We start from the raw sequence: 14,493 nt of genomic DNA, 5'->3' as shown, positions 1-14,493 counted from the left end.
TCGTTGGACAGGGAAGATGGGGTCGTTATTCTCAAGTATATGAAATTATCCCGGGCCAAGTCAAACGTCAAAAATACACTTTGAACCCTGAATTCGGCACAAACAGCTGGTACGCTAAATATTTACCGGAATCAGCCCCCAACAGGACCATCATATTTTTCGCCTTGTTTCCGGGCCAGAAAGGACCAGCGGCTGTCCAGTTTCCAGAACCAGACCGCGATCTGTTGCTGGAAGAGAAAAGCCAGGGCGACCATCATCGCGGTCCGGGAGCCAAAGGCCGTGACCGCAAGCCCGATGGAAATGGCGAGATTTCGCAACACTCCGTTCAGGAACAGGGTGATACCGTCCCTGCGGTCAAACAGGCTCCGGGCCAGAAAAACAGTGAAAACCAGAACCCCGAAATAAAAGAGCAGCAGGCCACCCAGGCCCTGAATCAACAGCGTCGGGCAACCAAGGATCATCGGCGCCTTCATGCTGATACTGGTAAAGAGAATATAGACCAGTCCCCAGGAGCTCAGTCCTGGCAGCAGCGGCCTTATATGCTGCCTGAACTCCTCTTCGCTGTAGTACCTCATCAGCCACCGATAGGTGGATATACCCATGACCAGGGGCACAAAAATCACCAGGGAGATGGTCCGGACCAGGTGGGCCACATCGACAGAAACCGTGGTCCCGGCCAGGGCGTACAAATAGACCGGTGCCAGGAATGAGCCCAGAATCAGGTTGGTGGCCGCCATCTTGAGCGAGGCCGGGACATTGCCCTTGAACATCATGGTGAAAGACACCACCATGTTACCGCCGGGGATGACCGAGATGATAAGCAGGCCGGCAAAAAGATCCGGCTGACCGGCAAGCAGAGTTCGGCCTATCAGCAGGGCCCAGATCGGCAGGACCACGAAGTTGAGCCCCAGGTTGCAGAGCATCAGTTTTTTTTCTTTCAAACTGAACAGGTCCCCGGGCTGAAATCCGATCATGGCCGGATAGATCATGAGAATGGTGACCGGGAGGATACAGGTTTTCAGAGCCGAAGTATCAAGAAAGAGGCCGGTGGCCAAACCGGAGAAAAGCACCACCGGGATCACCAGGGCAAGATGTCTTGCCGGAAACGTGAGCAGGTTACGAAATATCATAACAGCGAAAACCAGATGTTTTTCCGGAAGCAGGCCTTGGATCCGCGAACCAACACTGCGGTATTGTTGCCGCGCTCTTCTTCGGACAGAGCAAGGGAAGCGTGCAACTCGGCCAGCATCTTAAACCACCCCCCGGACACAGGCATGGAAGTTCCACCTCTGATTCAGGGGAAGGACTCTTAGTCTGGCAGGACCAGCACCCGGCAATGGTTGAAGACCCCGCCACTCTTTTCAGGCAGAAACGCAACCACGCCACCTAAACCATCAGCACGCAGGCCGAGCTCCTGCAGGGTCTGGCCGGAAAAATACTCGAACTGGCATTTCTTCAGAAAGGCGTCCCGATCCCTGTAACAGTACACTCCGTCAAGGCTCTGGGGCAACCGAAAACGCAACTCATGCCGCAGGACGCCAAAGGATGTGGTCTGAAGATGGGATGGCAGATAGCGAAAGCCGCAACGCAACCAGTCGTAGCAAAGCAGTTCCCTTAGAACCTGTCCGTCATCCCTGACCGAAACCAGTTCGCAAAGTAGCCGACTCATGAATTTCTGGGTCCGGGCCCGGTCAAAAAAGCCTTGCTCCCGGGCCAGGAAGAGCAAAGACAGGAAAAAAGAAGCCGCGTCCTCACCGGTCCTGACCAGGTAGTTCCACAGAGAGGGGAAATAGCGGTTGTTGTAGAAGGCCTCCACCAGTTCACAGAAAAAATAGAGTTCCCGGAGGGTGTCATGTTCCAGCCAGCGGGTGGCCAGAATCTCGTAGGGTGGCTCCTGGCAGTACACCAGGCCAAACTCCGGCGCCCGGGCGGACATCTCTGTGCCCGGCAGTACCTTGAGCAACCCCATCTGGATATGATGAGGCCGAACCCGGAAGAGACGGTTGAACCCCTTGTAGAAGGTGTCTGGATCCTCGCAGGGCAGGCCGAGAATCAGATCCACATGGATGTGGATGGTGTCGAGCGCCACCAGCTTCCTGATGTTGTCCAGGGCCGCTTCCAGGTCCATCCGCCGGTTGACCGCGGACAGGACCGGTGGATGGAGACTCTGGATCCCGATTTCGAACTGAAAACGGTTTGGAGGCACGGTGCGGAGAAAGGAATGCATTTCGCCGGTGAACCGGTCCGGGGCGATCTCGAAATGACACCTGGTGGAACCTGGCCGGGAGACAAGATACGACCAGATGGCCAAGGCACGACCAGGATCATCATTGAAAGTTCGATCGACAAACTTGACGATCGGAGGTTCGTGCTCCAGGATCAAATCCAACTCGGCCTTAACCTGCTCCAGTGGTTTATGGCGCACCCCCCTGGAGGTGGAGGACAGGCAGTAGGAGCAGAAAAAAGGACAGCCCCTGGACGACTCATAGTAGACCTGGCGATGACAAAGCTCGCCTTGAAAATCGTTCGCCTCGTACGGGGACGCAAAACGCTGACTGACCCCGGCCCGATACTCGGTCTTGAGCCGGCGGCTCTGGAGATCCCTGAAAAATTGTCTGCCCACTCCCTCTATCTCACCCCGGACCAGGGTACAGGTGGACGGCAGGCCGGTGAGCGCAGGAGCCTGGGGACCACCGATGACCACCGGCAGCCCGGGTCGTACCCGTGCCAGATCATGAATGAGCCGACTGACATAGGCATGGTTCCAGACATAGACCGAAAAAAAGATGGCGTCTGCTCCGGAACCGGCCAGGGCGAGCAGGGTCTGGTAATAGGGATCACCCAGGGAAAACTGGCTGATCCGTACCCGGCACCCGGGGAGAAAAGTTGCAAGCTCACCGCGTAGATAAAAAAGCGCCAGGCAGGAATGGGAATAGCGGCAGTTGATGGCGACCAGATGATACATGGAAACATGATACCAGTAAACACATCCGGCGCGCCACGTTCTTTCTCAGATTCCGTCAGACAGCACCACCGGCGCCGGTCGCTCAGGCCAGAAAAACACCCACGGCCAGCAGCAGAATGCCCCCGATCACCATCAGCCAGTCCAGGGGACGATAGCGCAGGATAAAGAACCCGGTCAGAGTCAACAGAAAAATCGCGACACTGGCAAAATCGGCCACGACCACCCAGGCGGTGGAGGTCTTGAAGGCCTTGTGCAGCCTGTTGAGATAATTCCATGGTTGCCGCGGGGTTTTCTCGACTTTCTCCATCGTTCCCCGGACCGGGTCTATAATATAGGTGGTCCTGCCATGGGAACCATAGAGAAACTCAATGGTGGAGCCGCCGCGGATACGAATGACCGTGGGATCATCGCTACGCCCGATCTGGTTCTTGTAGAAGTCTATAAACTCCCGTATCTGCCTGGTGTCCGACTTTTCCACCCGGGTAACGCTTCGGTGCCGGTCGATAAAATAGCCAAAACTCTTCCGGTGATTCAGGAGCAGGCCGGTGAAACAGTAAAAAATTATCAACCCGGCCAGAAGCAGGCCGAACCAGCGATGCAGGGTACGGAGCAGATGTCTTGATTTAAAATCCATGACTGCGGGTTCTGGAAAAAGGGAACTGGTTGTTCAACTGTTGAGGGAAAAGCGCCACAGAAATCCGGTCGCAGGACATTTTCCGGTCGAAACGGCTGGAAAATGTCCTGCATGGAAGAGGGCAGCATGGCCGGGATCTGTTGCCGCTCTTCGGGCAGATCAGGGTGCAGGGTGGACCTGCTCTCAGAATCGCCCCCGTGATCCTGTCCACAGCAAAGGGGGCCAACCGGCCATCACGTTTACAAATGGTGGAGAAAACAGCAGACTCTGCCGCAAACGCGGCCTGAACAGACACGGACATACCTCTCTCCTTTCCTCGAAGGGTCAAGTATGGGACATGTTGCCGGCAGGTCTTCGGACTTGTGGACAGGAGAACATGGTTCTCTTCCTACTGACCGTCGCTTCCCATCCCCGAAAGGGGACAGTGCTTTTCCCGTTATCGGGAGACGGTTGTCGTTTCCACTTACCGCTGCGGGACAGTTCCGGATTTGCACCGGATTCCCTGTCGTCCGGCTGGTCGCCAGACTGCCACGCTTCCCTTGAAGCGTACCGGCAATGCAGATTTTCGCCACTGTATATTGTGGCTTATGTTTCGTCAAACACTGAATGAGGGATTTTTTTCTTATGGAAAATGGCTCAGGAATCCTGCCCATCCCAGGTCGATTCCTTGAATTTGCGTATCTGGGCCAGGTAATAGCGCCGGTTTTCCGGATCCAGCTTCAGGGCCTTGAGTTCGGTCAAAATGGCCTCTTCCCTGAGATTGTTGGCCCAGTAAGCCGTGGCCAGAGTGTCTAAGATGTACCCATGCTGCTTGAGAGCGGCAGCAGTCCGGGCCAGAGTCAGGGCGCGTACCGGGTCGCGGAGCGCGGGATCGCTGGCCGTGAGCAGCAGCCAGGCAAGATTGTTGGCCACATCTCCATTGAGCGGATCGAGTTTCAGAGCCCGCTCATAGGCATCAATGGCCTTGCGCTCCATCTTCTTTTCCTGCATCAGGTCGCCAAGCAGCAGAAGCCAGACCGAATTTTTCGGCTCCTGACGAAGTTTCTGCTCCAGCACCGCCTCCATGTACCTTGCCTCGTTTCCGGCGGCCAGTTTGTCCAGATCCACCTGCCAGACAGCCACCACACTGCTGAGAACGATCAGCGTGTAGGCCGTCAGGCTGAGCCAGACCTTGCGGTCATGGTGCCGGATGAGAGAACGGTCCTGTTCACAGCTCTGAAGAAAAGCGATCCGTTCGCCGATGCCGAAATGGTGCCATGATTTTTCATCACGGATATTGCCCGACAGGGTGGCGATCTTTTCAAAAGAACGGATAAGGTGCCAACCGGTGCCCTGAGCCCGGAAGACGTACAGATCGGCCTGCCGTTCAAAGTTGCGGATAAAAAATCCGAAAATGAAACGGAAATAAACGATCATCAACAGGAGGACCAGACCGCCGCTGAAAACTGCCAGCAGGGTTTCGGGCGAGACATGCAGCCACTCCACCGTCAGGTAGAAGAAGTCCCAGCCCAGGACCAGATAGGGCAGCACCCGGGCAAGAGCGCCGGCCAGAAGACTGAAACCGAGAAAAAGATAGATATAGAGCACCAGGTGCATCCGCTTGACATGGCCTATCTCATGGGCCAGCACCGATTCCAGCTCTTCCTGGTCCAGGGCGGACAAAAGTGCCGGAGTTACCAGCAGATAGCGGAGACCCGGGACGACACCCATGATCCCGGCAGTCAAAACCTGCCCTTCAAACAGCGGCCAGTAGAGGATTTCCGCCCTGAAATCCTGCTGCCGACAAAAACGTTCCATCTCCCGGCGCAGGGGAGAATCGGGCATGGGCCGACAGTTCCACAGCCAGCGGACCAGGGGCGGGAAGAAGACGGCCAGGAAAACGACAAAGGACGTAAAAAGAATCAGATCACCCCAGGGCGAGGTCAGGATCTGATGAAAACGAGGCAGGGGCAGGGCCGAAAGCAGATCAAAAACCAGGGACAGAACCAGCCAGGGCAGAACAATGGGCAGATTGGCCTTGATATTGGACACCACGAACCTGGTCGGGGTGTAGCGTCGCTGAAAGACACCCTCGTAAGCAGGTCTTGCCTTTAGCCACATCAGGGACAGAAAAACGAAAAAAAACGCCAGCCCGCCCAGATTCTCCAGGACCGGTAACCGGCCGTCCAGGGAGAGAAAACGGAGGTAATACTTGAGATCAACCACATAGACGGCGACCAGGAAGAACAGAACGGCCAGGAGAGAAAGCCGCCTTTCAGCGGAAAAATAGGCCGAGGCCGAGCCGAAACGGGCCCGTTGATACAGTCGGCCCGCTACCCGGGAAAAGAGGACCAGCAGGCCAGCCAGGACCATGGCTCCGTAGGCTGGCGTCAGCAGTGGCTCCCTGGGCGCCGTATCGGTGGAAAAGACAAAGATGACCACCAGAAAATAGATAAGATTATTATAGATCATCCCGGAACCACTACTGACAAGGAGTTATATGTGACAGGGACCAGATGTCCCGCTCGCTTCTCCCGCATACTTTGCAAAGGTCGTCAACAAAGCTAAGGGACGGTAAACGCCATCCCCGCGGGCGGGGAGCACCCAACCGTGGATACCGGAGCATCCGGTGGCAGGACCTGGCAGGCGACCTGAAGCGGAAAAAATTCAAAGACAGAGACTACCACAGGACCAGGACAACAGAAAATATTTTTTTCTGCACACCCTAAAAAATGTATTGACCGCAGCCTGAATCCTGGTAAAATATATTATTTTTCCATCATAGATGGGCCTATAGCTCAGCTGGCTAGAGCCACCGGCTCATAACCGGTCGGTCCCTGGTTCGAGTCCAGGTAGGCCCACCACGGACAATTCGGCATGGCGGGATAATCGCCATGCATAACACTACGCAGGGTCTTGAGCAAAATCATCAGTTTTCGACAATCTGTTTTTCCAGAAACAGACGACAGCAACACCAAGCTCGAGAAAAAGAGGTACATCCCCGGTGGGTGTGCCTCTTTTTCTTTGACCTCACTCCTGCGCCACAGTCATAATCGCTACCATGACGGCAACCGTCCAGCATATTCTTGACATTTTAGAACGTATAGCCCCGGCAGAGCTGGCCCAGTCATGGGACAATGTCGGACTTCTGATCGGTGACCCGGGGCAACCGGTCCATGGTGTCATGCTGGCCCTTGATCCCACCTCCCAGGTACTGGACCAGGCTTTGCAACTCCATGCAGACCTGCTCATCACCCACCACCCCCTGATCTTCCACCCGACAAAAGCCATTCGTACCGAACAGCCGGACGGCCGGCTTATCAGTACGGCCATTCGTCGCAACATATGCGTCATAGGCTGTCACACCAATCTCGATGCCGCCCGCAGCGGAGTCAGTGATATCCTGGCCTGGAGACTCGGTCTTGAAAAAACACGACCTCTTGATCCGACGCCCTGTGAAAACGCGGGTGCGCCCTGTGGTCTTGGCCGGATAGGAGAATACCCGGCCCCCCTGACTCCCGATGATTTTATCGACCGCCTCAGACAGGCCATTGAGCCCCCCTGGTTACTCGAGGCCGGTCCGCGTCCCGAGACTATCCGCAGGGTGGCTGTCTGCGGCGGATCATGCTTTGACTACGCCGGGAAAACTCTGGAGCTGGGAGCCGATGTCTTTGTCAGCTCGGAGCTCAAACACGCCACGGCCCGCTGGGCCGAGGAAGCCGGGCACTGGCTGGTGGACGGCGGACATTTTGCAACCGAACAGATCGTCATCGCATCGCTCCACCGGGCACTGGCAAAGGAACTTAAGGCGGCCGGACTGGAACTGCCCCTGCATACGGCGGCCCAGCGAAGTCCGCTTGCACGAATATTTTAACTGCCGGCCTTTTTTGCCGGCCTGAAACCGTGTTGCATAAGGAGTACACCATTGAACGAAGAAATCAGCAAACTCATTGTCCTGCAGGAAATCGACACTGAAATCGCCGGATTTGACAAACAAATCAGCGAGAAACAGCAGGAAATCACCGACCGGCAGCAGAGTATTGCCGACAAGCAGGAACAGATAAACCAGTGCCGGGAAAAGGTCAGTGCCCTGGAGCAGCGGCAGCGGGAAGTCAAGGCGGAACACGAGGACGCAGCCGCCAGGATCAAAGACCGGCAGAACAAGATGATGCAGGTCCAGACCAGTCGCGAACACCAGGCCCTTCTCAAGGAAATCGAAGACGCCAAGCGGCAGATCAAGGACAGCCAGGAGCAACTGACTTCGATCATGGAACAGACCGAACAGCTGAAAAATCAGGCCGCCGAGCTGGAAAACCTGTGCAAGGGTGAAGAGGAACTGCTGGCCGAGGAAACCACCAAAATCAAGAATGCGGTCAAGAAAATCACCACCCGCAAGAAAAGCGTGGTCAAGAAACGGGAAAAACTGGCTGCCGAACTGAGCCCTGCCCTGCTCAAACGCTACAACATGCTGCTCAGCAAGCGGCATGGCATGGCTGTGGTCGCCACCCTGGACGGAATCTGCCAGGGATGTTTCATGGCCATTCCGCCCCAGCAGTTCAACGAGGTCCGCAAGGGCGACAAGATGAACATCTGCCCCACCTGCCACCGGATCCTCTACTTCCGGGAAGAAGAGAGCGAGACCGCGGATGCGTAACCGACCGGGCGATGAAGAACTGCTGCAGACCCTGGCTGCCAGGCTGTCTGATACCACCCTTTCCGTCCTCTTTCCCGACTACCGGGCCGAGGAGGTCCGGGCGGCGCTGATTGGCCTGGCAGAAGAACAGAAAAAACGATCCGCGGATGCGGATAAACCCTCCAACTCCTCTCCTGCCCCGGAAACAGTGCCCCCCACGGAGCGTCATCGCACCCCGGGTATTTGCCGGCTCTATACCGACGGCGCCTCCCGGGGTAATCCCGGCCAAGCCGGGGCCGGCATTGTCCTGCTTGACGACAGCGACCGTGAGCTGACCACCAGGGCAGTGTACCTGGGCACCTGCACCAACAACGTGGCCGAGTACCGAGCTCTGCTCCTAGGCCTGCAGGCAGCCAGAGACGAGGGATGTTGCAGGGTGGAGATCTTTATGGACTCCGAACTCATTGTCCGCCAGCTCCAGGGATGCTACCAGGTCAAGAGCGCGGCCCTCAAACCGCTCTTTACAGAGGTTCACCGGGAGCTCCGCTCCTTTGAGAGCTGGAAGGTGCACCATGTGCCAAGGGCGCAGAACAGGAGGGCCGACGAGTTGGCCAACCAGGGCATCGACAACCACCGGCAGCTTCAGGGCGCCTGACCCGGCCTTGACAATATTCCGGACCAGCACCATATTAAACATGGCTATACAGTTTGGGACGGGCGCATGATCGCTCTGTATTTCACCTGAGATCCAGAGAGGAAAGTCCGAACACCACAGGGCAAGGTGGTTCGTAACGCGAACTTCGGGTAACCGGAGGAAAGTGCCACAGAAAACACACCGCCGATGGCCCGCCACCGCGGGCACAGGTAAGGTTGAAATGGCGAGGTAAGAGCTCACCGCTTTCGTGGCGACACGGAAGGCAGGGTAAACCCCACCGGGTGCAAGACCAAATAGGGAAGCGTTTGAGGGCGGCCCGTCCAAGGCTTCCGGGTAGGTTGCACGAGATACCGGGCGACCGGTATCCCAGAGAAATGATCATGCTCCGCTTCGGCGGAGACAGAATTCGGCTTACAGCCCGTCCCGATTTTTTTTTGAGTGCAGGATAAATGAGGTCTGCGCGGCCGAGTTTGTCCTGCACTCTTTTTTTCACCTCTTTTTGATTCGCCATGACCATGAGTACCGCAGGTACAGGAAAGAGAGAAACATCGGCCCGGGCCGGGGCCATCATTCCGGCCGCTGGGTTCGGCACCCGGATGGGAGCGGACCGGCCCAAGCAGTTTCTTGATCTGGCCGGGACACCGGTCCTGATCCACACCATCAGAATTTTCCTGGATCATCCGGCCATCTCCGCCGTGGTGGTCGCCCTCCCCCCTTCCCATTATCAGCAGAGCCTGGACCTGTTGACCAGATATCTTTCCAGCCCGCTGCCGGCAAAGCTCATCCTGACCAGAGGCGGGACCTCCAGGCAGGAATCGGTCTCCCACGGCCTTGCCGCCCTGCCACCACAAATCGACACCGTCCTCGTCCACGACGGTGCCAGGCCACTGGTCAGCGACCGGATTATCGCCCGTTGCCTGGCCGGGGTTGTCCGCCACGGAGCAGTGATTACCGCGATTCCGGCCAAGGACACACTCAAAAAGGTTGACCCGGAGAATGGCCGGATAAAGTCAACCATTGACCGGAGTCGGGTCTGGCTGGCCCAGACCCCCCAGGCCATGCGCCGGGAACTGCTCGAACAGGCCTTCGGCCTGGCCGCAAAGGATGGCTTCACCGGCACCGACGAGGCCTCGTTGCTTGAACATGGCAACATACCGGTTTATGTTGTGCCCGGAGACGAACAGAATATCAAGCTGACCCGGCCAGGCGACCTTCTCCTGGCCTCCTCCATGATTGGAGAAAATGGGCAGAAAACAGACCGGCGATCCGGCCGGGAACAGGAAAAAACAATGCGTATCGGCACCGGATTTGACGCTCACCGGCTGGTGGAAGGAAAAAAACTTATCCTTGGCGGAGTGGACATACCCCATTCGCTGGGCCTTCTTGGCCATTCCGATGCCGATGTCCTGGTCCACGCCCTGATGGATGCCCTTCTCGGGGCCCTGGGAGAGGGCGATATAGGACGCCATTTCCCCGACAGTGACGAGCGGTTCCGGGGCATCAGCAGCATCAAACTCCTGGAGCGGGTCATGAACCTGCTCAAGACACGGCAAAAAGTCCTCGTCAATGCAGACCTCACCATCATCTGTCAGCAGCCCAGACTGGCCCCTTTTCTGGGCGAAATGCTCAACAACCTGAAGACGGCCTGCCACTGCGAGGCCATCAACATCAAAGCCACAACTACAGAAAAAATGGGCTTCACTGGCCGGGGGGAAGGAATCGCCGCCCAGGCCGTGGTCCTGATCAGCCATAGGGACACCTGATTTCCATGCCTGCAAATATCCACCGCCAGCGACTGGCGGACACCTTTGTCACCCTCTGCGAAACCGACAGTCCCTCCCGCCGGGAGGGCAGGATGGCCGCCCTGCTCCGCGACATCTTCACCCGGCTCGGGGCCGATGAAATCTTTGAAGACGACTCCGGAGCCGTTACCGGTTCAGATTGCGGAAACCTGTTTGTCCGCTTCAAGGGAGACAAGGAGCAGGAACCGATTTTTTTCAACTGCCACATGGATACGGTCGAACCAGGTACCGGGATCAAGGTCGTGCGCCAGGGAAATATTTTCAGGAGCGCGGGAAAGACGATTCTCGGCAGCGACGACAAATCAGGCATCGCTGCCCTGATCGAGGCCGTGGAAACCGTCCGCGAGCATAACCTGCCCATTGGACCGCTGGAACTTGTCTTCACCACCTGCGAAGAGATCGGCCTGCTGGGAGCCAAGGCCCTTGATCCGAACAATATCAGGGCCAGAATGGGGTATGCCCTGGACTCCAGCGGTTTTGGCCGGGTTATCATCGGTGCTCCTGCTGCGAACCGTCTCCGGATCAAACTTCGGGGAGTGGCTGCCCATGCAGGCCTCCACCCGGAAAAGGGGATAAACGCCATCATTCTGGCGGCCAATGCCCTGGCCAGGGTGCCCTGTGGCCGGATAGACCGCGAGTCAACGGTCAATTTCGGCACCATTCGCGGTGGAACCGCTTCCAATATTGTCCCGGAGGAAGTCTGCATCGAGGGAGAAGTACGCAGTCATGCCCAGGACAAGCTGGACCGGTTGACCGCAGAAGTGGAAAAGGCGTTTTACGAGGTGATCGATTCCTGGCAGAACCCGGATAGATGCGCCATCGGCAAGCCGCAGGTGGATATCAGCACTACTATGGATTTCCCGGTCATGCTGCTTGACAGAAGTGATCCGGTTATAAGAAGGATCTCCCGGGCAGCGGACCGCATCGGCCTCAAGCTGGAATTCAGGACCGCCGGCGGTGGCAGCGACGCCAATATCTTCAACGGCTACGGCCTGCAGACCGCCATTGTCGCCACCGGCATGACCAATGTTCACTCCACCGACGAACAGGTGGACCTGAATGACATGGTCGAGCTGACCCGGCTGGTGCTGGCACTCATGTGCGGTTGAGCACCTCCCGCAGGACCCGGCCCAGTTCATCCATCTGATAGGGTTTGATCACCACCCCGGCAAAGCCGAAGCTCTTGTACCTGGACATGACCGGGTGACTGGAGTAGCCACTGGAAACGATACCCTTTACCTCCGGATCGATCTGCCTCAGGATGCGGATGGTCTCTTCACCACCCATACCGCCCATAATGGTCAAATCCACCAGCAGGGCATCAAACCGGTTGCCACTCTCCATGGCATCCCGATACACCCGCACCGCTTCCTCTCCATCTGCCACGCATTCCACACTGTAGCCCAGGGCCGTGAGGATGGAGCGCGCCACGGAACGGACCATATCCTCATCGTCCATAACCAAGATCCGGCCACTGCCCTCCGCCGGTCCATCATGCTTACCCCCGTTCCACGACCGGCCCTCTTCCGGGCAGGCGGGCAGGTACACATGGAAAATGGTACCGCTGCCCTGGACGGAGTCCACCAGGATATGGCCGCCATGCTTGTTGACAATGCCGTAAGAGATGGCAAGCCCCAGGCCGTTGCCAGCCTCCTTGGTGGTGAAGTAGGGATCAAAGATCCGGTCCAGGTGCTCGGGCGGGATACCCATACCCTGGTCTTCGACAGTGATCTGCACATACTGTCCCTCGCGCAGGGGCAAAGAGGTCTCCTCCGCCACCGTGCAATTACAGGCCGCAATGCGGATCGTACCACCGCCTGGCATGGCCTGCATGGAGTTGATCAGCAGGTTGGAGAGCACCTGGTTGATCTGACCTCCGTCGGCATGAACAGGCAACAGGTTGTCGGCCAGGTGCAGCTCCGGCTGCACCGGCGAGCCAGACAAAATAAAACCAGCCACTTCCTCGATCAGCTTGCCCAGATCCAGTTTGCATTTCACCGGCGCGCCTCCGCGTGAAAACGTCAGAAGCTGCAGGGTCAGATCCCTGGCCCGCAGACTGGCCAGCTCGGCGTCTTCCAAGTTGCGGTACTGCTGCTCGCCCGGGTCGACCTCCAGTTTGGCCAGGGAGATATTGCCAAGGATCGCCGTCAACAGGTTGTTGAAGTCATGGGCAATACCACCGGCAAGCACCCCGATGGATTCCAGTTTCTGGACCTTTGCCAGCTCCTCTTCCATTTTTCGGCGCTGGGTTACATCACGAAAAACCAGCACTGCGCCGACAATGTAACCATCCCTGTCTTTCAACGGAGCGCAGCTTTCGGTAACCAGAAGCTCTCCACCGGAGCTTGCGCGCAAGATGAGATCGCCACTGGTCAGAGCCTGCTGGCCGGTCTCCATGATACGGGCCACCGGGTTACCCAGAGCATTGCCGGTCAGCTCATCGACCATGGGGCAAACCTCGTTCACCGTCCGGCCCATGGCCTCCTCCCGGTCCCATCCGGTCAGCTGTTCCGCCACCCGATTCATGATGACCACCCTGCCGCTGGTATCGGTGGCAATTACCCCATCGGCTATGGACTCCAGGGTAACCCGTAGCCGTTCCGATTCCGCTGCCAGCTCTTTTTCCGCCTCCTTCCGGCAGAGAACCTCGTGGTGCAGATCCTGGATCCGCTGTTCAAGACGCCCCGCCATGCGGTTGAAACCCGATATCAAATCACCGATCTCATCATCGCGGCGCACGGGAACCGGCTCGAATACTCCGTCCTTACGTACGTTGCGCATGGCGGTGGTCAGCCGGTGGAGCGGTGTGGCAATGAAACGGGACATAACCAGGGTCAGGACCAGGGCCAGGACCAGAGCGGCGAAGAAGATGGATATCATCAGGCGCCACATCCTGGTGAGCAGGGGTTGAAAGTGGGACACATCGCGGAAACAGACCAGGGCGGCCAGGGACTCTTCCGGCATCTCCAGCGGATGATATGCATAGATCTGTTCTTCCATGTCCAGGGGAGAGAAAATCCGGGTCCCGAACACCGCGTCGCTCGTCACCTCGTAGTCAAGGCGCTCGGGAAAACGGACTCCCCACCTTCCCGCGCGGCCGTCGGGGTCCAGGCTTGACCCGGCCACCCGGTTGCCGGCGATCAGCTCCACCCGGTCACAGCCGGCCACGGTGCGGACCTGTTCCAGGAACGACTCGTTACCACTCATCATCCGGCCGCCGAAGACAATGCCGACAAACTTGTCCCGCACCACGATGGGACTGGCCGCCTCCATGACCAGGACCGGCATGTTGTCGACATTTCTGCCCTTGAGCTCCAGGAAATGGAGCAGAGTGGCATTTTCCTCCAGCATGGTGGCCGAATAGTCGCTCATGAGAGCGGCCTCGGCGATGACCGGATGCTCGTAGAAATCATGTCCCATTTCCCGGCCGGGATAGGGGGAGACCGCCAACCGGCCAAGGGGAGTGACGATGAGGAGAAAATCCAGATTGTACTGGGCGCCCAGGGTTTCGAGATGTTTCTTGAGCTGCCCCTTGATTCCGAGGTAAAAGGTTGTCTTGACGGTGTTGTCCAGGGATATGGAATGAACGGCATCCTGTACCCTCCCCATCTCCTTCTGGTAAAACAGGGTGGCGACGGAGACGTCGGAATAGAGCTGCCGGGCGATATCTTCGTCCAGGTGCTGCCTGAGAACATGGACCACGGCAATGGTCATCACCACCATGGGCAACAGCACCACCACCAGGGTCATCACCTGGAGTTTTGTCCTCAGGGAGTAGAGAAAGCGTCGGTTGGCCGGATTATCAGTCATCAAGAACAGGTCCGC

Annotated in this window: 10 protein-coding genes, 1 tRNA gene, 1 other RNA gene and 1 riboswitch; of the genes, 7 read left to right on the top strand and 5 right to left on the bottom strand. The window is 57.5% G+C overall.

Features of this window, described 5'->3' with window-relative positions:
- Positions 1 to 131: 131 nt before the first annotated feature.
- From ACXJJY_RS08995 to ACXJJY_RS08980, 4 genes are all read right to left on the bottom strand, one after another.
- Complete coding sequence (locus tag ACXJJY_RS08995) at positions 132 to 1,130, bottom strand: arsenic resistance protein (RefSeq protein WP_456387143.1); 999 nt, start codon at positions 1,128 to 1,130, stop codon at positions 132 to 134.
- A 179-nt stretch (positions 1,131 to 1,309) separates the two neighbouring features.
- On the bottom strand, positions 1,310 to 2,965 hold the full coding sequence (locus ACXJJY_RS08990) for a B12-binding domain-containing radical SAM protein (RefSeq protein WP_456387141.1): 1,656 nt from the start codon (positions 2,963 to 2,965) through the stop codon (positions 1,310 to 1,312).
- Between the two features lie 82 nt (positions 2,966 to 3,047).
- Entirely contained in the window at positions 3,048 to 3,599 is a 552-nt protein-coding gene (locus ACXJJY_RS08985) for a PepSY-associated TM helix domain-containing protein (RefSeq protein ID WP_456387139.1), read from the bottom strand.
- A 328-nt stretch (positions 3,600 to 3,927) separates the two neighbouring features.
- Positions 3,928 to 4,168: riboswitch (cobalamin riboswitch) on the bottom strand.
- A gap of 67 nt (positions 4,169 to 4,235) precedes the next feature.
- Positions 4,236 to 6,050: a M48 family metallopeptidase gene (locus ACXJJY_RS08980; RefSeq protein ID WP_456387137.1), complete on the bottom strand. Its 1,815-nt coding sequence runs from the start codon at positions 6,048 to 6,050 to the stop codon at positions 4,236 to 4,238.
- 315 nt (positions 6,051 to 6,365) lie between these two features.
- Here ACXJJY_RS08980 and ACXJJY_RS08975 point away from each other — a divergent pair.
- The 7 genes from ACXJJY_RS08975 to ACXJJY_RS08945 all read left to right on the top strand — a co-directional run bounded on the left by ACXJJY_RS08975 (position 6,366) and on the right by ACXJJY_RS08945 (position 11,777).
- Positions 6,366 to 6,442 (top strand) — tRNA-Ile (locus tag ACXJJY_RS08975).
- A 197-nt stretch (positions 6,443 to 6,639) separates the two neighbouring features.
- Positions 6,640 to 7,452, top strand: coding sequence for a Nif3-like dinuclear metal center hexameric protein (locus ACXJJY_RS08970; protein WP_456387135.1), 813 nt, complete (start codon positions 6,640 to 6,642; stop codon positions 7,450 to 7,452).
- 51 nt (positions 7,453 to 7,503) lie between these two features.
- Positions 7,504 to 8,232 carry a zinc ribbon domain-containing protein gene (locus ACXJJY_RS08965; protein ID WP_456387133.1) on the top strand — a complete coding sequence of 243 codons (729 nt, stop codon included), beginning with the start codon at positions 7,504 to 7,506 and terminating at the stop codon, positions 8,230 to 8,232.
- The gene (locus tag ACXJJY_RS08960; RefSeq protein WP_456387131.1) at positions 8,225 to 8,866 is read left to right on the top strand and encodes a ribonuclease HI family protein; all 642 of its coding nucleotides are present in this window, start codon (positions 8,225 to 8,227) and stop codon (positions 8,864 to 8,866) included. The genes ACXJJY_RS08965 and ACXJJY_RS08960 overlap by 8 nt, the downstream gene beginning before the upstream one ends.
- A 54-nt stretch (positions 8,867 to 8,920) precedes the next feature.
- Positions 8,921 to 9,296, top strand: an RNA gene (gene rnpB, locus ACXJJY_RS08955) — RNase P RNA component class A.
- 79 nt (positions 9,297 to 9,375) lie between these two features.
- Positions 9,376 to 10,629, top strand: a complete 1,254-nt coding sequence (gene ispD, locus ACXJJY_RS08950; RefSeq protein WP_456387129.1) for a 2-C-methyl-D-erythritol 4-phosphate cytidylyltransferase — start codon at positions 9,376 to 9,378, stop codon at positions 10,627 to 10,629.
- 5 nt (positions 10,630 to 10,634) lie between these two features.
- Complete coding sequence (locus ACXJJY_RS08945; RefSeq protein ID WP_456387127.1) at positions 10,635 to 11,777, top strand: M20/M25/M40 family metallo-hydrolase; 1,143 nt, start codon at positions 10,635 to 10,637, stop codon at positions 11,775 to 11,777.
- Here ACXJJY_RS08945 and ACXJJY_RS08940 read toward each other — a convergent pair.
- On the bottom strand, positions 11,764 to 14,478 hold the full coding sequence (locus ACXJJY_RS08940) for an ATP-binding protein (protein WP_456387125.1): 2,715 nt from the start codon (positions 14,476 to 14,478) through the stop codon (positions 11,764 to 11,766). The two genes, ACXJJY_RS08945 and ACXJJY_RS08940, sit on opposite strands and share 14 nt — an antisense overlap.
- Between the last annotated feature and the right edge of the window lie 15 nt (positions 14,479 to 14,493).

The sequence above is a fragment of the Desulfolithobacter sp. genome (assembly GCF_054025815.1).
This window is presented reverse-complemented; position numbering and strand designations above follow the sequence as displayed.